Raw genomic sequence first — 19162 nt, 5'->3', positions numbered from 1 at the left:
CCGTTACGGCGACAGCGGCATGCCCGCCTGCGCCAGCCGCAAGGCTGCCACGGCAAATGCCGCCCAGGCTGCCGTCACGGCCGCAACCGGCCAGCTCGTCGCGCGGGTCAGCAGCCAGAAGCCCGGCACCGCCTGCATGGCGTGGACGGCAAGGAAATGCGCCACGCGCAGATCGCCGCCATCGCGCGACCAGTAGAAGGGCGGGAAGCCGGGCGTACCGCTGCCGCCGACCAGCGGGCTGCCGGTGCCGGCAATGGCATAGCCGGTAACGCCGCCCAGCACCCCGGCCACCACCAGCCCGAGGCCCACGGCCAGGCGCCAGCCGCGCGGCTGAACCGTATCGCCGCGAACCAGCACCAGCAGCCCGAGCAGCGCCGCCAGCGCCACCAGCACCGTCGCCCCCAGCCCCATCAGCGCGAACATCACCTGCCCGAAGGGGTCGCTCGCAAAATGGCTCGGCAGGCCGGCGGCGGCGCGCCAGGTGATCCAGCCCTGCTCGAAGGCCGCCGCGCCCAGCGTGCCCCACAGTACCAGCCCGGCCAGCGCCCCGCGCCGCGCCGCCGGCGCCAGCACGCCCCAGGCCCAGGCGAGGGTCCAGAACCAGGGGATGAAGGAGGCGGCGAATTTCGCCGGCTTGGTCCAGACGGAGACGCCATAAATCTGCCGCCCATCCACCGCCATCGCCGCCAGGCTGAAGGCCAGGCAGCCGACCGCCACCCATCCGGCCCAGGCGAGCAGGTTCTGGCGCCGGTGCAGCTCCGCGATCAGCGCCCTCATCGCCGCACCAGGCGCAGGCCGAGGAACAGCAGCAGGCCCGCCGGCCCGGCCAGGAAGGTGGGCGGCAGGCAGAGGCGGATCAGCCAGGGGTTCACCCCCTCCGCCGTGCCGCGCCGGCAGATCCAGGCGCCGATGAACAGGTCGAAGGCCAGGTAATGCACCCAGCCCGCCAGCAGGTGGCCCGGGTCGCGGAACAGCGCCGCGACCTCCGCCAGCGACCCGAAGCCGCCCTCCGCGCTGCCCCAATGCCAGGCCAGCAGCAGGGTGTAGAGCGCGGCCAGCAGCGCCGGGATTGCCAACCCGGCCAGCAGCCAGTTCGCCCAGCGCCGCCCCGGCGCCGCAAGAAGGGCGAGCCAGCCGGCCATGGCCAGGATGCCGGCGGCGGAAAAGATGGTCTCGAGCGTCATGTGTCACGCCTCAACTTGCCAATGGTCAGTTTTTCGCAACCCAATCTGACCATTGTCAAGTTCGATTCGCGGGGGCAGAGTCGGGCCATGTCGGTCACCCCGAAAACCCGCGGCCGCCACCATCACGGCGACCTCCGCCGCGCCCTGCTGGATGCGGTGGCGGAGATCGTGCGGGAGGTGGGGCCGGAAGCGGTGTCGCTCCGCGAATGCGCCCGCCGGGCCGGCGTCTCCCACTCCGCCGCCACGCCGCATTTCGGCGACAAGCGCGGCCTGATGACCGCCTTCGCCACGGAGAAGGCGCTGCGCCTGCGCGCCGCGATGGAGGCCGCGCTGGCTGCCCTGCCGGCCGATGCCAGCCCGGCCGAGCGCCTGGCCGCCACCGGGCGCGGCTACATGGCCTTCGCCCGGGACAACCCGGCGCATTTCCGCCTGATGTTCCGCACCGACCTCATCGACCCGACGGACCCGACCTGGGCCGAGGCCTCCCGCCGGTCGCGTGAGCCGCTGGACGCAGCCATGCACGCCGTTGCGCCGGACGCCGGGGATCGCGCGCTGCGGGCCCGGCTGGCGCTGGCCTGGGCCGGCGTGCATGGCTTCTGCATCCTACGGGCGGAGGCGCCGCGCAGCGACCTGTGGCACCCGGAGCCGCGCGGGACGGAGGTGGCGGAGGACCTGCTCGCGCTGATCGTCACCGCCTGTGAACCGCAGCCGGGGTGAGAGCCTGACCGATAAGGTCGACGGCTGACGGCCAGCGCGGGCAAGCCGCACTCGACCGACCCGCCGATCTCATGGGTCAGGCTCCGGGCCGGGGAAACCTGCGCCGCCTGTGACGTTGGCATCGCAACCGGTTCGGAGCCGCCGCGATGCCCCAATCCCGCCCCATGCTGCTGCCGCGCCTGATGGCAGCCTTCCTTCTGCTGTCCGGCCTGGGCCTGGCCGGGGGCGGCGCCTGGCTGGTGCTGCTCGGTGGGTCCTGGTTCTACCTGCTGGCAGGGCTGGCGATGCTGGCTTCCGGCATCCTGCTGTGGCGCGGGCGCGACGCGGCGCTGCTGGTCTTTGGGCTGCTGCTGGCGGTCACGCTCGCCTGGGCGATCTGGGAGACGGGGCTGGACTGGTGGGCGCTGGCGCCACGCGGCGGCCTGCTGGTGGTGCTGGCGCTGCTGCTGCTGACGCCCTGGATCACCCGCCCGCTCGGCACCAGCCCGCTGCGCGGCGGCGGCGCGGTGCTGAGCCTGGCGGTGCTGGCCAGCATCGTCACCGCGCCCATCGCCATGCTGCGCGACCCCCATGCCATCGAGGGTGCGCTGCCGACCCGCCGCCTCGCAGTGGCGGATCAGGGCATCCCGGATGGGGAATGGCACGCCTATGGCCGCACCGGCCTGGCCCAGCGCTTCTCGCCACTGGACCAGATCACGCCCGCCAATGTGGCGCGGCTGGAGGTGGCCTGGCAGTACCGCACCGGCGACATGCGCGGCCAGCCGGGGGAACCGCAGGAGACCACCTTCCAGGTCACGCCGCTGAAGATCGAAAACCGCCTGTTCCTCTGCACGCCGCACCAGGCGGTGATCGCGCTGGATGCGACGACGGGCGGCGAGATCTGGCGCTACGAACCCACCATCCTGAACGACCTGGCCCTGCAGCACCTGACCTGCCGCGGCCTCGGCTGGCTGCCGGCGCCAGAGTCCGGTGCCGCGCCGCCCGCGCCGCTGGACCCGGCCCGCGTGGCGGCGGCCCGCGAAGCCGTGCCCGGCCTGCCCGTCGCGGCCGAGGGCGCGACGACGGTGGAATGCGGGGCGCGGCTGTACATGCCGACGGCCGATGGCCGCGTCATCGCGCTCGATCCCGAGACTGGCGCCGTGTGCAGCAACTTCGGCGACGGCACAGGGCAGATCAACCTCTGGGCCAACATGCCCAACGTCCGGCCGGGCGGCTACTACTCCACCTCCCCGCCCGTGGTCGCCAATGGCGTGCTGGTGGTGGGCGGCACGGTACTCGACAACGTCTCCACCAGCGAACAATCGGGCGTCATCCGCGGCTATGATGCGCGCAGCGGCGCGCTGCTGTGGAACTGGGATTCGGGCGCGCCGGACAACACCGCGCCGATCGCGCCGGATGCCACCTACACGCCCAACTCCCCCAATGCCTGGTCGATCCTCAGCGTCGATGCCGCGCTCGGCCTGGTCTATGTGCCGCTGGGCAACCAGCCGCCGGACCAGTTCGGCGGCAACCGCAGCCCGGCGGTGGAGCGCTTCTCCTCCGCCGTGGTGGCGCTGGACCTAGCGGATGGCAGCCTGCGCTGGGCCTTCCAGACCGTGCACCACGACCTGTGGGACTACGACGTCCCCTCCCAGCCCACGCTGATCGACCTGACGGTGGAGGGCCAGACCGTGCCCGCCTTGGTGCAGCCGACCAAGCAGGGCGAGCTGTACGTGCTGGACCGCCGCACCGGCGAAGCCATCCTGCCGATCCGCGAGGTGCCCGCCCCGCAGGGCGCCGCGCCGGGCGACACCACCGCACCCACCCAGCCCGTCTCCGCCCTGTCCTTCGACCCGCCGATGCTGCGCGGGCGGGACATGTGGGGGGCCACGCTGTTCGACCAGCTCGCCTGCCGCATCCAGCTGCGCCGGCTGCGATATGAGGGCCGCTACACGCCGCCCTCGCTGCAGGGCTCCATCGTCTATCCGGGCAATTTCGGCGTCTTCAACTGGGGCGGCATTGCCGTGGACCCGGAACGGCAGATCGCCTTCACCACGCCAGCCTACCTCGCCTTCGTCTCCCGCCTCGTCCCGCGCGAGGATGCCACCACGCTGTATGTCCAGGGCGAGAACCGCCCCCCAGGCAGCCTGCCCGCGCTGAACGAGAATTTCGGCGCGCCCTACGCCGTCCAGCTCTACCCCTTCCTGTCGCCCATCGGCCTGCCCTGCCAGCGCCCGCCCTGGGGCTATGTGGCCGGCGCGGACCTCACCACCGGCCAGATCGCCTGGCAGCACCGCAACGGCACCGTGCGCGACCTGTCCCCCGTGCCGCTGCCCTTCCGCATGGGCGTGCCCGACCTCGGCGGGCCGATCCTGACCCGCGGCGGCGTCGCCTTCATGTCCGGCACGCTCGACAACTACGTGCGCGGCTACGACGCCACCACCGGCGCACAACTCTGGGAACACCGCCTGCCCGCCGGCGGCCAAGCCACCCCCATGACCTACACCGGCACCGACAACCGCCAATACCTGCTGGTCATCGCCGGCGGCCACGGCTCCCTCGGCACCACCGCCGGCGACCACGTCATCGCCTACGCCCTGCCAGGGGGGTGAGAGGCGAGGGTCTGTGCGGGTTGTTCGCAGGGAGGGCGCTGCCCTCCCTGCACCCTCCCGCAAAGGGCTTTGGCCCTTTGAACCCATGAATCATAAGCGGAGAAGCGGAGGGGGCCGAAGCGACCGCTTGTGCAGCGGTACCGCCGGCCCCCTCCGCTTCTCCGCTTAAAGTCCTCGCGGTCCAGGGGCCCGAGGCCCCTGGCAGGGGGTGCAGGGGGACAGCGTCCCCCTGCCATCACCAGCGCAACCCGTCCGCCTCACGCCCCCCGGCGGCGCCAGGCTGTGTACAGGTGGGGGCCGAGCAGGGCGGTCAGGGCGAGCAGCAGCAGGATCAGGCTGACGGGGCGGGTGAAGAACACGGTCCAGTCGCCTTGGCTGATGGTCATGGCCTGGCGCATGGCCTGTTCGGCCATCGGGCCGAGGATCATGCCGATGACGACGGGTGCGACCGGGAAGTCGAAGCGGCGCATGAACATGGCGATGATGCCGATGCCGTAGAGCAGCATCAGGTCGATGATGGAGTTGCTGATGCCGTAGGTGCCGATGGTCGCGAAGACCAGGATGCCGGCGTAGAGTTGCGGCGGCGGGATCTTCAGGATGCGCGCCCACAGCCCGACCAGGGGCAGGTTCAGCACCACCAGCATGACGTTGGCGATGAACAGGCTGGCGATCAGGGTCCAGACCAGGTCCGGCTGGCTGGTGAACAGCAGCGGCCCGGGCTGGATGCCGTAGGACTGGAAGGCGGAGAGCATGATGGCGGCGGTGGCGCTGGTCGGCAGGCCGAGTGTCAGCATCGGCACCAGCACGCCGGCGGCTGCGGCGTTGTTCGCGGCTTCGGGGCCGGCCACGCCTTCGATGGCGCCGGTCGTGCCGAATTCCGCGGCGTGTTCAGGCTTCACCAGCTTCCGTTCCAGGAAGTAGCTCAGCATGGTCGGCATCTCGGACCCGCCGGCCGGCATCACGCCGAAGGGAAAGCCGAGCCCGGCGCCGCGCACCCAGGGCCAGAAGGACCGCTTCCAGTCGCTGCGCGTCATCATGATGCGCCCGACATCGCGCACCTCGACCGGGCCTTCGACATGGCGCCAGGCCAGGTACAGCGTCTCCCCCACCGCGAATAGCGCGACGGCGACCAGCACCACGTTCACGCCGTCCAGCAATTCCGGCACGCCGAAGGTCAGGCGCGGCTGGCCGGTCTGCAGATCCACGCCGACCAGCCCCAGCAGCAGCCCGAAGCCGAGGCTGGCCAGCCCGCGCAGGGCTGATCCGCCGAGCACGGCGGAGACGGTGACGAAGCACAGCACCATCAGCATGAAGTACTCGGCCGGGCCGAGCATCAGCGCGTATTCGACGACGATCGGCCCGATGAAGGCGATGCCCAGCGTGCCCACCGTGCCGGCAATGAAGCTGCCGATGGCGGAGGTGGCGAGTGCCGGCCCGGCGCGGCCGTTCTTCGCCATCTTCGCCCCTTCGAGGGCGGTGATGATGGACCCCGATTCGCCCGGCGTGTTCAGCAGGATGGAGGTGGTCGATCCGCCATACATCGCGCCGTAGAAGATGCCGCAGAACAGGATGAAGGCGCCGGTAGCGGAGACGCTGAAGGTGATCGGCAGCAGCAGCGCGATGGTCAGCGCCGGGCCGATGCCGGGCAGCACGCCGATGGCGGTGCCGAGGAAGCAGCCGAGCAGCGCCCAGCCCAGGTTGGACAGCGTCAGCGCATGGCCGAAGCCAAGGATCAGCCCGTCGATCGCCCCCATCAGAAGGGGGCTCCGAAGACCAGGGATTCCACCATGCCCGCGCCGATGTTCACGCCGAGCCCCTTCACGAAAAGCCCGTAGGCGGACAGCGACACGATGAAGGCGATGACCAGGTTGCGCAGCAGGGCGCGCGACCCGAAGGCGGCCGCCACCAGCACGAATTGCGCGGTGGCGGCGATGGTGAAGCCGAAAGGCTCGATCAGCACGAGGTTGGCCAGCAGTGCCGCCAGCAGCAGGCCGAGCGCGCGCGGGTTGATCGGCGGGGCGTCGCGCAGTTCCTCGATGTTCGCGGACCAGCCGCCGCGCAGCGCCGTCGCCACCAGCCCGGCGCCGATCAGCACCAGGAAGCCGGAGACGAGGTAGGGCACGAGCTGCGGCCCGACCTGCGCGTAGATCGGCGAGGCCGGGATGACGGCGGTCTGCCAGAGCGCCAGCAGGCCGAGTGCAAGCACGAACAGCGCCGCGGCCAGGTCGGGACCGGTGCCGGAGCGTCCGGTCCCGGCTTGGCGTCGGTTCATGCTCAGCTGGCCAGGCCGATGTCGCGCAGCACCTGCTCGGTCTCGTTGTGGTCGCGCAGCAGGAACTGCGCGAAGGCATCCCCGACCAGGAAGGCATCGTCCCAGCCGCGGGTGGTCACGATCTCGCGCCAGGCCGGCGTGGCGTGCACCGCGGAGACATAATCGACCAGCGCCTGGCGCTGCGTGGCATTGATGCCGGGGGCGCCGAACAGGCCGCGCCAATTGCCCATCACGATGTCGATGCCGCTTTCCTTCAGCGTCGGCACGCCATCCAGGCTGCGCGTCTCGCCGGTGGTGGCCAGCGCCCGCATGCGGCCGGCCTTCACCTGCTCGGCGAATTCCGAGACGCCGGAAATCCCGGCCTTGACCTGCGCGCCGAGGATCGCCGCCTGGGCGGGGCCGCCGCCGGCGAAGGCCACGTAGCTGGCTTCCCGCGCATTGCGGCCGAGTGACTTCAGCATCAGGCCCAGGATGATGTGGTCGATGCCGCCGGCGCTGCCGCCCGCCACCGCGACGCCGCCCGGATTGGCCTTCAGCGCATCCGTCAGGTCCGACAGCTTCTGGAACTCGCTGCTGGCCGGCACCACGATGATGCCGGGCTCCGAGGTCATGCGCGCGATCGGCACCACGTCGCGGATGCTGACCGGGGTGCGGTTGGTGATGCCGGCGCCGACCATGACGGCGCCGCCCACCATCAGGGCATTGGGGCGGCCGCGGCGCTGGCTGATGAAGCGCGGCAGGCCGACCATGCCGCCGGCACCGCCGACATTCTCGAACTGGAAGCTGCCGACCAGGCCGGCGGCGCGGGAGGCCTGCTCCAGCGCCCGGCCCAGCCCATCCCAGCCGCCACCAGGGCCGGCGGGGACGAAGACGAACATGCTGTCGAAGCGCTGCTGCGCCACGGCGGAGCGGCTGGAGAGCCCGGCCGCGGCAAGGCCGGCGGTCGCGGCGATCAGGGTGCGGCGGCTTGTCATGTTTCCTCCGGTGGACACGGTTCCCGCATACCTTAATCAGCCGTTGACGGCTCCGGAAGGGCGGCGTGGCCGGCCGGGGCCGGAGGTCATGAAACCTTTCCCATTCGTCACGCGTCCTGCCTGAGCAGGGAGGCCCGCCAGATGCCCGAACCGAACACCGCCCCATCCACGCAGGACCAGCCGACGCTGGCGCGGGCGATCGGGCCGTTCCAGCTTTTCGCCTATACGCTGGGCGGCATGCTGGGGGCCGGGATCTATGGCCTGGTGGGGCGGGCGGCGGGCAATCTGGGCAATGCCGTCTGGCTCGGCTTCCTGGTGGCGATGGTCGCCGCCCTGCTGACCGGCCTGTCCTATGCCTCACTCGGCAGCCGCTACCCGCAGGCGGGCGGGGCGGCCAATATCACCCAGCGCGCCTTCGCCCGGCCGCTGCTGACCTGGGTGGTGGGGCTGGCGGTGATGGCCTCCGGCCTCACCTCCGTCGCCACGCAATCCCGCGTGGTGGCGGAAAACCTGCTGCGGCTGGCGGGGCTGGAGGGGGTGCCGGCGATCGCGCTGTCGCTCGGCTTCCTGCTGCTGGTCTGCGGCATCGTGCTGCGCGGCATCCGCGAAAGCATGTGGGTCAACATCCTGTGCACGGCGGTGGAGGCGGCGGGGCTGCTGCTGGTGATCGCGGTGGGCATTCCCTACTGGGGCGGCGTCGACCTGTGGGAGACGCCGAGCCCGGATGGCATCGGCATCTCCTTCCTGATGACCGGCGCCATCCTGACCTTCTTCGCCTTCATCGGCTTCGAGGACACGATCAACGTGGCGGAGGAGGCGCGCGACCCGCGCCGGACCCTGCCGATCGGCATCGTCACCGCCATGCTGGCGGCGACGGTGCTGTACATCGCGGTCGCCATCACCGCGGTGTCCGTGGTGCCGTGGCGGGAACTGGCCGAGGCGCCCGGCCCGCTGGCGGAGGTGATGGCCCGCGCCGCGCCCTGGGTGCCAGGCTGGGGCTATGTCGCCATCACCATCTTCGCGGTCGCGAACACCGCGCTGCTGAACTACGTCACCGCCTCCCGCCTGTTGTACGGCATGGCGCGGCAGGGGCTGCTGCCGAAGACGCTGGCCCGCGTGCATGCCAAGCGGCGCACGCCGCATATGGCGATCCTGGCGCTGCTGCCGGTGCTGGTGGCGCTGGTGCTGGCCGGCAATATCGGCGAGCTGGCCTCCGCGACCGTGCTGCTGCTGCTGGCGGTGTTCACCGTGGTGAATGTGGCGCTGCTGGTGCTGCAGCGCCGGAAGGGGGAGGCGAAGGGCGGCTTCGAGGTGCCCTGGCCGGTGCCGGCCGCCGGCGCCCTGGTCTGCGCCGTGCTGCTGGTGAACCGGCTGGTCAGCACGGATTGGCGGGCGCCGGCCCTGGCCGCCGGGCTGATCGTGCTGATCCTGCTCGGCTATGCGCTATTGCGGCCACGGGTGACGGAGGAAGCGACGCGGATCGAAACAGGCTGAAGCGGGCGTCCCTTGCGTGGCGCCGCGCGGCTCCGCATTCTTTGCGTCTCACTCAGGGGTCGGATCTTCATGCGCGGTGTTCGGGCCTGCCGGCCGCTGCTGGCCGGGATCTTGCTTCTCGCGCTCGGCCTGGTGCGGCCGGCCCTCGCGCAGCCATCCGAGTCGCCCGCCAACCCGGCTCAGGGCAACCCGGCTCAGGGCAACCAGGCACCCAACCGGCAGGTGACGGTGCAGAATGAAACCGACCTGGCCCTGAACTTCCTGTACCTGTTTCCGCCCGGCGCCACGGATCGCGGCCCGGACCGGCTGGGGGATGCGGTGGTGGCGCCCGGCAGCAGCTTCCGCGCCCGGCTCGGCCGGCAGGCGCGCTGCACCTTCGATGTGGTGGCGATCTGGCAGGATGGGCGGGAGGAAGCCCGCAGCGCCGTCAACATCTGCCGCAGCCCGCGCCTGGTCTTCGGCGATCCCACCATGCCGACGCTGGAAGCCGCCATCGCCAATCGCAGCCCGGTGCTGCTGCGCGAACTCTATGCCAGCACCAATGGCGCGGAGGGCTGGGGGCCGGACCGGCTCGGCCCCGAGGTGATTGAGCCGGGCGGCGGCTTCCGCCTGCGCATCCGCACGCGCGACTGCGTCTTCGACCTGCGCGCCATCTTCGCCGATGAGCGGGAGGAGGTGCGGAGCCGGCTCGACCTCTGCGCCGAGCGCGGCGTCGCCTTCGACCGCAGCGCCATCCCGCAGCCGGTCCCGCGCAGCCTGGTGCTGGTCAACCGCCACCTGGCGACGGTGCAGGAGGTTTATGTCTCCTCCAGCACGGATGCCGATTGGGGGCCGGAGCGCCTGGGCACCACCACCCTGCTGCCGGTGGGGGAGGAGGCGACGGTGACGCTGGAAGGGACCTGCCAGGCCGATATCCGCATCGTCTTCCCGAATGGCGGCGCGGAGGAGCGGCGGGAGGTCGATCTCTGCGCCACGCAGCGTATCCTGCTGGCGCCGGGCTGGGTGCTGGGGGCGGAGCAGGAGGCGACACCGGCCGTACCGCAGGCGACACCCGCCGTGCCAGCCGATCCGGAACGGCCGGGCGACGAACCGCAGGCGACGGACCCTGTCGCCGTGAAGCTCCGCAATGGCGGTGAGGTGCCGATCATCGAGATCCATGTCGCCCCGCCCGGGGAGCCGCGTGGCGAGGACCGGCTCGGCGCCGATGTGCTCGGGGTGGGAGAGGCGCTGGAGCTGGAAGCGCCCGATGGCGATGCCTGCATCGCCGACCTGGTGGCGCTGTTCCGTGATGGGCGGGAGGTGACCCGCGCCGGGGTGGATCTCTGCCAGGGCGAGGAGATCGAGATCCGATGAGCCGATTCCGCGCCTGGCTGCGGCCCCTGGCCGCCTGCCTGCTGCTGGCCTCGGCCGCCCATTCGCAACCTGCCCCTACGCAACCTGCACCGATGCAACCCGCGGCAGCCGGGTCCGGCGGCACGAGCGTGCCCGAGGCGCTGCGCGGCGCCTGGTTCGCCGGCACCTGCGCCGACCCCGAGGCGATGCTGCTGCTGACCGCCCGTGCCGCCGCGCGGCTGGAGGCGGAGGCCCCGGCCCGGCTGTTCCGCTTCCGCCGGATGCGCGACCAGGATGGCTGGGTGATCGGCACCGCCGGCGGCCCCGAGGCGCCGCGCCTGATGCTGCGCCCCGTGGCGTCGGGACCGCTGCCGCCGGGACCGGTGGCGCCGGGACTTCAGGCGCCGGGGCCGGAGACGCCTGGGCTGGAGAGCGTGGAGCCGGAGGCCAAGCTGCGGGAGGACCGGCTGCCTGGCGACAGCCCGCTGACCAGCTGGCAGCGCTGCCCCGCGCCGCCGGTGGCCCTGGCCGCCCTGCATGGCGAGGGTGCCGCCTTCCTGGCGGCGCTGGAGCATCTGGAGGAGGGCTGCGGCAGCGGCACGCCCGGCGCCTGCGCCGCGGCCATCGTGGCGCAGGCCGATGTCAGTGGCGACCGGCTGCTGTCGGTGGCCGAACTCGCCCGGCTGCTGCGCGGCGCCGCCTGGGTCGCCGCGGTGCAGGAAGGTGCGACGCAGGACATGATCGCGGCGGCGGTGGGGGCAGGCGGGCTGGCCGGCATCCTCTCCGCCCGGCTGCTGATGGAAAGCCTGGACTATGATGGCGATGGCCGGATCGCGGCGGCGGAACTGGCGCAGGACCGTGCTGCCTTCGCCACCGCCCGTGGCACGGCGGCGGGAAGGCCGCTGCGGATGGATGGCGTGGCGGAGGGCGCGGGCATGCTGCGCGGCCTGATGGAGGGGCTGGCCAACTGGCGCTGAGGCGGCCGGCTACTCGGCCTCCTCCTTCTCCTCCCGGCGCGTGATGACGAGCACGGTCGGCGCGCCGTACCGCAGATCCCATTCGGCAAGGCGCGGCGCGGCATCATTCGCCGGCAGCGCGGTCAGCGGCGGCGCGGCGACGGGCGGCAGCACCACCACGGGTGGCTCCACAACCGGCGGCTGGATCACCACCGGCGGCACCACGACCGGCGGAACCACCACCGGCGGCACCACCACCGGCGGATCCACGATGGGCGGCGCGCCACTGCAGGTGCTGGCAGCCATGACGCAATTGTTGAACAGGTAGCCGGACCCGGCGGCCGGCAGGGCGACGAATTGCGCCGCCGCTTCGCCGCCCACGCCGCCCAGCGTGCCGAGGATGAAGGCCGATCCGCCCTGGCCCAGCACGCCGAGCCGTCCGGCATCCAGCACGCCGAGCACCGCGGCACCGTCCAGCAGCAGGAAGACCGGCGCATCCCCTGCCGCCAGGTCGAACACCGCGGCCCCGGCCGGCGCCGCCTGCACCGGGCCGAAGCTGGCGAGCTGCGTCGCCTGCTGCACCGGCGCCAGCCCGGGCCGGTCCGCCACCAGCCCCGCCGGCAGCGCGGCCAGCCCGGCGGCGCGGCTGTCCAGGATCAGCACCGGCCGCAGCGCGGCGTCACGGGCCAGCAGGCGGCTGCCGGCGCCGGCGGCGAAACCCTGCGGGCTGGCCAGCAGGACGCCGCGATCCGCCTCCAGCACCGCGCCATCCAGCCGGATCGGCCCGGCGGCGCGCAGCACCACGTCGGCGCCGCTCGCGGTGCCGGCGAGCGCCAGGCCGCCCCCGGCCAGCAGGCCGAGCGTGCCTTGGGCGCGGGCGCCCAGCAGCAGCGGCACCGCATTGCCCGCACCCTCCAGCGCGATGGTCCCGCTGGCCGAGAGGCTCAGGCCTAGGCTGCCGATGCCAAGCCCGGCGCCATTCGCCGCCTGGGTGATATCCCCGGCCAGCGCCGCCAGCCTGGCCCCGCCCGCCTGGACGGGGGCGGCGAAATGCAGCGCGGCGGCGGACAGCGACAGGACGCCGGTCACGTCCAGCGCCTCCTCCGCCGCCAGGGCGGTGCTGCTGGCCAGCGTCAGCGCGCCGAGCTGGCCGCCGATGCGGCTGATGGCATGAATCTGGCCGAACTGCGCGGCGCCCGGCGTGTCCAGCCGCAGCAGGCCTGCCGACAGCAGCGCGCCGGGGCTGTCCTGGATGCCGGTCTCGGCCCGCAGGTAGATGGTGCCGGCGGCAATCGGCGCGGTCAGCCGCAGCGGCGCGGCGCCTTCCTGCGCCAGGGCAAAGCCACCCGCCGCGCCCCCGGCGCCGAGTGCCGCCACGCGGTTGCCCTGCCCATCAAGCAGTACCTGCCCGGCCATCGCGCGGGCGGACAGGATGGTGGCGGAAACCCCGGCGCCGCGCAGCGTCTGGGTGATGTCGCCCGCCGTCGCCTCCAGCTGCGCGGTGTCGGCGGCGACCGGGGCCAGGATGCCGAGCGAGGCGGCGGACAGGCTCAGCGCGCCCGGCGCCTCCAGCGCATCCGTCACCTGCAAGGCGCCGTCCACCGCCAGGGCCAGGCTGCCGGCACGGCCGCCCACCGCCTGCACCGCATGGCCGGGGCCATCCAGCCGCACCGGGCCATTCGTCTCCAGCCGCAGCGCCGCGCCGCGCAGCGTGCCGCCGGCCACGTCCGTCAGCCCGCTTTCGGTGCGGAAGGACAGGTTCGGCGCGGCGACCGGGCCGGCCAGGCGCAGCGCCAGCGTGCCTTCCTGCGCCACGGCGAAATCCCCCGCAGCGCCGCTGGCGCCGAGGGCTGCGAAGCTGTTGCCGGCGCCCTGCAGGGCAACGCTGCCGAAGAGGGACCGCACCAGCAGCACGGGCGCCGCCAGCCCCGCACCCGTGGCGGCCTGCCCGATATTGTCGAAGGCGAGCAGCGACAGCGTGCCCCCGGCCGAGACCTGCCCCTCCAGCGACAGAACCCCACTGGTCGCCAGTGAGAAATCGCCCGAGGCGCGGCTGGTGCCGAGGGCGGCGAAGGCATTGCCCGGCTCCGTCAGCGCCACCGTGCCGGCGCTGGCGCGCAGTTGCGCGGCGGAAAGCCGGGCGCCGAGGGTCTGTGTCACGCGGCCGCCAGCGGTGAGGTCGAGCACCCCGCCGGTCGCCAGCGACTCCGCCAGCAGCAGGTCGCCCGTGGTCCGCAGCGCGAAGCCGCCCGGGGCGGTGATGGCGCCGAGCTCCTCGATGCGGTTGGTCGCGGCGGCCAGCGCGACGCTGCCACCCGCGGTGATCTCCAGCCGCGGCGCGACCACCCCGCTGGCTGCCGCCGCATCCTGCCCGAAGCTGCCGCCGAATTGCAGCATGACCCGTCCGGCTCGAAGGCCCGCCGCCGGGTCCGCCGCCGCATCGCCAGTGCCGCGGAAGGTGAAGTCCCCGAGCGCGGCGCCGCCAAGCAGCGTCGTGGTGTTCTCGGCATCGGCCAGCCGCACCTGCCCGGCCGGCGCCTCCGCCAGCAGCCTGGTCGCGGTGAGGCGGGCTGCGGCGATCTGGCCGATGTCGCCGGACAGTGCCCGCAGCGTGGCGCTGCCGGCGGAGACCGGCGCCTCCAGCGACAGGCCGGCCGCCTGCAGCGCCAGCGCACCCCCCACGGCCAGCGCCCCCCGCAGCGCCAGCGCATCCGTCACGGCCAGTCGGAAATCCCCGGTGGCGCCGCCGGCGCCGAGCACGCCGAAGCGATGCCCGCCGCCTTCCACCACCACGCTGGCGCCCTGCACCGACAGCCGGTCCGTGATCAGCGCCGACCCCGCCCCGGCCAACAGCGCGCCGCCCGCCGCCAGCGTCACCTCCGGCGCCACCACGCTGCTTTGCACCGTGAGCGCGCCGGAGGTGGTCAGGCGGAAGGCGCCGTCGCTGCGGACCGGGCCGAGCGTGGCGACGGCATTCGCTGGATCGTCCAGCGTGACCGCCCCGGCCGCATCCAGCGCCAGGCGCAGCGTGGTCAGCCTGCCGCCCTGGTCCTGCGCCAGCCCGCCGCCGAGGCGCAGTTCCACATCGGGCGCGCTCAGCGGCGCGGCCAGCAGCAGGGCGCCGGTGGTGGCAAGGCGCAGCCCGCCACCGGCCTCGCCCCCGGCCTCGCCATAGATCTCGGCGATCTGGTTCTGCGTCCCGTCCAGCCGCACGGCGCCGTCCGGCACCAGCAGATGCAGGGTATCCGCGACGATGCGGGAGGTGCCGGACTGGACCAGCCCGCCCTGTTCCAGGGTCAGCGACAGCAGCCCGGCGCTGGCATTGCCCACCACTTCCAGCGCCATGTCGTTCACCAGGGACAGGCCGCGCGGGGTGAAGGCGTCGCCGAGCCGCGCGATGCGGTTGCCCTCGCCCTGCAGTCGCACCTCGCCAAGCGCCGAATCGAGCCGCAGCAGCCCGGCGGTGACGGCGGCGCCAGCGGGCTGCTGGGTGGTGCCGCGCAGGGCGAACAGGTCCAGCCCGCCACGGGCCGAGACCGGCGCGAACAGGCCGAGGCTCTGCGGCGTGGACAGGGCGATGTCGGCCGCGGCCAAGGGACCGTCGATCGACATGTCCAGCAGGCTATGCAGGTCGAACCGCGTGGCCGCGCTGCCGCCGGCAATGGCGCGGATCTTGTTGGCCGCGGCCAGCATCTGCACCGCGCCGCCGCTGCTGCGGGCTTCCAGCGTGCCGACATCCAGCGCCGCGCCGGTTGCCGCCTGGGTGATGTCGCCGGCCGAAAGCAGGATCAGATCCCCGGTCACGGTGACGGGGCGCAGGATCTGGATGCCCTGGCCGGGGCTGGCGGTGGGATTGGTCGTCTCCAGCGTCAGCGGCCCGATATCCTTGAAGACCGCGGCCTCGACCCGAATGCTCTGCTCTGCCTGAAGCGTCAGCGCACCGGTGACGGCGGCGATGGTGGCGGCGGTGATCTCGGCGGGTTCGGTGGCGCCCGACAGCGCCTCCACCACGCGGAGCGTCAGCGGGTCCACCAGCACCCGGCCGGTGGCGCCGGCCTCCAGCAGCCCATCCAGGGCCAATGCGTTGCGGGAGGAAACCTCGATGGCGCCGCCTTCCGCCCGGATCGCGCCGCGCATCTCGGTGCGCTCCGCCGCATGGACGATCACAGTGCCGCCGGGCGCGTCGATGCGGGCGCCGGGGTCCATCACGGTGCGGGCGGCGAGGCGGGCGGGCGCACCGATGCGGCTTTCCGCCCCGGCGCCGAGCGTGACCCGCCCGCCGGGCGCGGTGATGCGCGAGGTGGCGGTGGCGTGGACCGTGCCGCTGGCGGTGGCCTCGATCAAATGGCCGGCCAGCGCGCCGTCGATCCGCAGGCCGCCTCCCTCGGCCCGCAGCGCCACCTGGGCCGCGCGGGTGCTGCCGCCGGCGCGCACCAGGGTCTCCAGCACGCCGGAGGCGGCGCGGGCGGTCAGCAGCACGCTGCCGCCCTCGGCCTCGATCGTGCCGGCCTGCGTCACCAGCGCGATCGCGCCGGAGGGGGCGCCGGAGGGCGCACCGGAGGGGGCGCCGGAGGGGGACGTTACGACCTGGCGCGTCACATCCAGCGCCAGCAGGCCATCGCCGGCCAGGTCCAGCGTGAAGGCCTCCCCGCCCGCCAGGGCGACGCGGCCGAGGCGCGCGCGGATGCTGCCGGAATTCGCCACCTGCGGCCCGACCAGCGCGGCCAGGCCCTGCTGCGCCACCGTGATGCTGCCGCGATTCTCGACACGGGCGCCGGGGCGGGGGGCGCCGTCGAACAGCATCCGCCCCTGCTGGAAATTCTGGTTGGTGATGTCGGAGGTGGTGGCGATCAGCGCCGCCACATCGACCTGCGCGCCCTGGTGGAACAGCACGCCGGCCGGATTGACCAGCGCCACCCCGCCATTGGAGGTGACGCGCCCGGCAATGGCGGAGGGGTCGCCGCCCACCACGCGGTTCAAGGACCAGGAGGTCGCGGCTGGCTGGCGGATATCGACCTGATGGTTCGCGCCGACATCGAAGCGCTGCCATTCGATCACCGAGCGGTCGCTGCCCTGCTGCACCTGGGTGCGGCTCGCGGTCTGGCTGATGCTGGCCTGGCCGGCGACCACCGCGCCGCCGATAGGGCGCGCATCCTGCGCTGCGGCCAGCGTCGGCGCGGCCAGGGCGGCGAGAAGGAGGGTGGGGCGGCGCATGGCGGCCGCATCCTGCGTCCGGCTCATGCAATCGGAAAGCGAATATTTCGCCCACGATACACGCGGCCTGCCCACCGCCGGCGAATTGCCTGCGACGCCTGCGCGGGACAGGATGCGGCGCAACGGAGGAAGCCCACAGACCATGGATGTGTTCGAGGCCCTGGCCACGCGCCGCAGCCTGCGCGGCTTCCGGCCGGACCCGGTTCCGCGCGAGACCCTGGAGCATATCCTGGCCGCCGCCGCCCGCGCCCCCTCCGGCTCCAACATCCAGCCCTGGCGGGTGCGGGTGACGCAGGGCGCGGAGAAGGCGCGCCTGACGGCGGAGGTGCATGCCGCCAATGCCGCCGGCATCCAGGTGGCGCGGGAGTATCACTACTATCCCCGCAGCTGGCGCGAGCCCTACCTGGCGCGGCGCCGCAAGGTGGGCTTCGGCCTTTATGAGATGGCCGGGGTGGCGCGCGGCGATGCGGCGGCGGCCGAGGCGCAGCGCGCCCGCAACTTCGATTTCTTCGGCGCCCCGGTCGGCCTGTTCTTCACCATCGACCGCGACCTGGAGCAGGGGTCCTGGCTGGATTTCGGCATGTTCCTGCAATCCATCATGCTCGCCGCGCGCGGCCTGGGCCTGGATACCTGCCCCCAGGCCGCCTGGTGCGACCGGCATGACGTGGTGCGCCGGGTGCTGGGGCTGCCGGATGACCAGGTGCTGGTCTGCGGCATGTCGCTCGGCTTCGAGGACCCGGGCGAACCCGCCAACCGGCTGGTGACCGAACGTGCGCCGCTTGCCGATTTCGTCACCTTCGGGCCCGAGGCGTGACACCCGATCCGGCGGAGGCGGTACTCGACAGCCGGCAGAGCTGGATCCGGCTGGCGGCGATCGTCGGCCTGGCGACGCTCGGCGGCGCCGGCATGTGGTCCGTGGTGGTGGTGCTGCCCTATGTGCAGGCGGAATTCGGCGCGACCCGGGCCGAGGCGTCGCTGCCCTACACGCTGACCATGATCGGCTTCGCCACCGGCGGCATCCTGATGGGCAGGCTGGCGGATCGCTTCGGCATCATGGTGCCGGTGCTGTTCGGCACGGTGATGCTGGCCGCCGGCTATGTGCTGGCCGCCATGGCGCCCACGCTGCTGGCCTTCGCGCTGGCCCAGGGCGTGTTGATCGGGGCGCTGGGGTCATCGGCTGCCTTCGGGCCGCTGATGGCGGATGCGTCGCTGTGGTTCCGCAGGCGACGCGGCATCGCGGTGGCGCTGGCGGCGTCGGGCAACTATCTGGCCGGCACCGTCTGGCCGCCGATCCTGCAGGGGCTGATCGTGGCGCAGGGCTGGCGCACGGCGCATCTGCTGGTGGGAATCGGCCTGCTGGCCACCATGCTGCCGCTGGCCCTGCTTTTGCGCGCGCGGGCTCCGGTCCTGCGTGTCGCGCCGGTGGTTGCGGGCGCGCCGCCGCCGGCGACGGCACGGCCGCTGGGGATGAGCCCCAACAGCCTGACGGCGCTGCTCTGCATCGCGGGCGTGGGCTGCTGCGTCGCCATGGCGATGCCGCAGGTGCATATCGTCGCCTATTGCGGCGACCTCGGCTACGGCGTGGCGCGGGGGACGGAGATGCTGTCCCTGATGCTGGCCTGCGGCATCGTCTCCCGCATCGTGTCGGGCCTCATCGCGGACCGGATCGGCGGGCTGGCGACGCTGCTGCTGGGCTCCGTGCTGCAGGCGGTGGCCCTGGCCTTCTACCTGTTCTTCGACAGCCTGGTGTCGCTGTACCTGATCTCCGCCCTGTTCGGCCTGTTCCAGGGCGGCATCGTGCCGAGCTACGCGGTGATCGTGCGGGAGTATTTCCCGGCGCGGCAGGCCGGCACGCGGGTCGGCATCGTGCTGATGGCGACCCTGCTCGGCATGGCGCTCGGTGGCTGGCTGTCCGGCGTGGTGTTCGACTGGACCGGCACCTACGCCATGGCCTTCCTGAACGGCATGGCCTGGAACGCGATGAACGTGGCGATCGTCGCCTGGCTGCTGTGGCGGTCGCGCTACCTGCGCCGCGCCGCATCCACGCTCCACGGTCCCGCGCCGGCCGCGGCGAGGTAGAGGAAGACGAAGCAGAACAGGATGGCCGCGTCGCCGCCATTGTTCACCGGGTAGGTGTCGCGCGGCGCATGGCCGATGAAATAGGCGAAGGCCATGGTGCCGGAGGCGAGGAAGGCGGCCGGGCGGGTGAACAGGCCGAGGGCGATCAGCGTGCCGGTGATCAGCTCGATCACGCCGGCGAACCAGCCGAGCGACATCGCGGCCGGTGCGCCGCCTCCCATCGGGAAGCCCAGCAGCTTCTGCGTGCCATGGGCGAGGAACAGCAGCCCGGCCATGATCCGCAGGACGGAGAGCAGTTGCGGCGCGTAGGGAGCAAAGCGCGTCGTCGGCATTGTTTACGATCCCGGTG

At 72.9% G+C, this 19162-nt stretch carries 14 protein-coding genes; 7 read left to right on the top strand and 7 right to left on the bottom strand.

Going from position 1 to position 19162, the window contains the following annotated elements:
* Positions 1–3 precede the first annotated feature (3 nt).
* Both HB662_RS07675 and HB662_RS07670 read right to left on the bottom strand, forming a co-directional pair.
* Entirely contained in the window at positions 4–777 is a 774-nt protein-coding gene (locus HB662_RS07675; protein ID WP_168048835.1) for a hypothetical protein, read from the bottom strand.
* Positions 774–1184: an ABA4-like family protein gene (locus HB662_RS07670; protein WP_168048833.1), complete on the bottom strand. Its 411-nt coding sequence runs from the start codon at positions 1182–1184 to the stop codon at positions 774–776. The genes HB662_RS07675 and HB662_RS07670 overlap by 4 nt, the downstream gene beginning before the upstream one ends.
* An 87-nt stretch (positions 1185–1271) precedes the next feature.
* Here HB662_RS07670 and HB662_RS07665 point away from each other — a divergent pair, with 87 nt between their 5' ends.
* Positions 1272–1901 (top strand): TetR/AcrR family transcriptional regulator, encoded by a 630-nt coding sequence (locus HB662_RS07665; RefSeq protein ID WP_168048831.1) that lies wholly within the window; start codon positions 1272–1274, stop codon positions 1899–1901.
* A gap of 146 nt (positions 1902–2047) precedes the next feature.
* On the top strand, positions 2048–4492 hold the full coding sequence (locus tag HB662_RS07660) for a membrane-bound PQQ-dependent dehydrogenase, glucose/quinate/shikimate family (protein ID WP_168048829.1): 2445 nt from the start codon (positions 2048–2050) through the stop codon (positions 4490–4492).
* A 257-nt stretch (positions 4493–4749) separates the two neighbouring features.
* Here the strand turns inward: HB662_RS07660 and HB662_RS07655 are convergent, their stop codons facing one another.
* From HB662_RS07655 to HB662_RS07645, 3 genes are read right to left on the bottom strand one after another with little or no spacing between them, the layout of a single operon-like run.
* Complete coding sequence (locus HB662_RS07655; protein WP_168048827.1) at positions 4750–6246, bottom strand: tripartite tricarboxylate transporter permease; 1497 nt, start codon at positions 6244–6246, stop codon at positions 4750–4752.
* A complete protein-coding gene (locus HB662_RS07650) occupies positions 6246–6764 on the bottom strand; it encodes a tripartite tricarboxylate transporter TctB family protein (RefSeq protein ID WP_168048825.1) in 519 nt (172 codons plus the stop codon). The genes HB662_RS07655 and HB662_RS07650 overlap by 1 nt, the downstream gene beginning before the upstream one ends.
* 2 nt (positions 6765–6766) lie before the next feature.
* Complete coding sequence (locus HB662_RS07645; protein ID WP_168048823.1) at positions 6767–7738, bottom strand: Bug family tripartite tricarboxylate transporter substrate binding protein; 972 nt, start codon at positions 7736–7738, stop codon at positions 6767–6769.
* A 141-nt stretch (positions 7739–7879) separates the two neighbouring features.
* Between HB662_RS07645 and HB662_RS07640 the strand changes: the two genes are divergently transcribed.
* The 3 genes from HB662_RS07640 (at position 7880) to HB662_RS07630 (ending at position 11541) form a co-directional block, all read left to right on the top strand.
* Positions 7880–9232, top strand: a complete 1353-nt coding sequence (locus HB662_RS07640; protein WP_168048821.1) for an APC family permease — start codon at positions 7880–7882, stop codon at positions 9230–9232.
* Positions 9233–9301: 69 nt separating this feature from the next.
* Positions 9302–10585, top strand: a complete 1284-nt coding sequence (locus HB662_RS07635) for a hypothetical protein (RefSeq protein ID WP_168048819.1) — start codon at positions 9302–9304, stop codon at positions 10583–10585.
* Entirely contained in the window at positions 10582–11541 is a 960-nt protein-coding gene (locus HB662_RS07630) for a hypothetical protein (protein WP_168048817.1), read from the top strand. Before HB662_RS07635 ends, HB662_RS07630 begins: the two co-directional genes overlap by 4 nt.
* Positions 11542–11550: 9 nt before the next feature.
* On the opposite strand, the gene HB662_RS07625 is transcribed toward HB662_RS07630, so the two are convergent.
* Positions 11551–16734 carry a two-partner secretion domain-containing protein gene (locus HB662_RS07625; RefSeq protein ID WP_168048815.1) on the bottom strand — a complete coding sequence of 1728 codons (5184 nt, stop codon included), beginning with the start codon at positions 16732–16734 and terminating at the stop codon, positions 11551–11553.
* 142 nt (positions 16735–16876) lie between these two features.
* On the opposite strand from HB662_RS07625, the gene HB662_RS07620 reads away from it, so the two are divergent.
* Both HB662_RS07620 and HB662_RS07615 read left to right on the top strand, forming a co-directional pair.
* Complete coding sequence (locus tag HB662_RS07620; RefSeq protein WP_245185488.1) at positions 16877–17548, top strand: nitroreductase; 672 nt, start codon at positions 16877–16879, stop codon at positions 17546–17548.
* Positions 17545–18813 carry an MFS transporter gene (locus HB662_RS07615; protein WP_168048811.1) on the top strand — a complete coding sequence of 423 codons (1269 nt, stop codon included), beginning with the start codon at positions 17545–17547 and terminating at the stop codon, positions 18811–18813. The genes HB662_RS07620 and HB662_RS07615 overlap by 4 nt, the downstream gene beginning before the upstream one ends.
* Here HB662_RS07615 and HB662_RS07610 read toward each other — a convergent pair.
* Entirely contained in the window at positions 18756–19145 is a 390-nt protein-coding gene (locus tag HB662_RS07610; protein WP_168048809.1) for a DoxX family protein, read from the bottom strand. The two genes, HB662_RS07615 and HB662_RS07610, sit on opposite strands and share 58 nt — an antisense overlap.
* Between the last annotated feature and the right edge of the window lie 17 nt (positions 19146–19162).

It is taken from the genome of Falsiroseomonas frigidaquae (assembly GCF_012163145.1).
Classification (GTDB): Bacteria; Pseudomonadota; Alphaproteobacteria; order Acetobacterales; family Acetobacteraceae; genus Falsiroseomonas; species Falsiroseomonas frigidaquae.
This window is presented reverse-complemented; position numbering and strand designations above follow the sequence as displayed.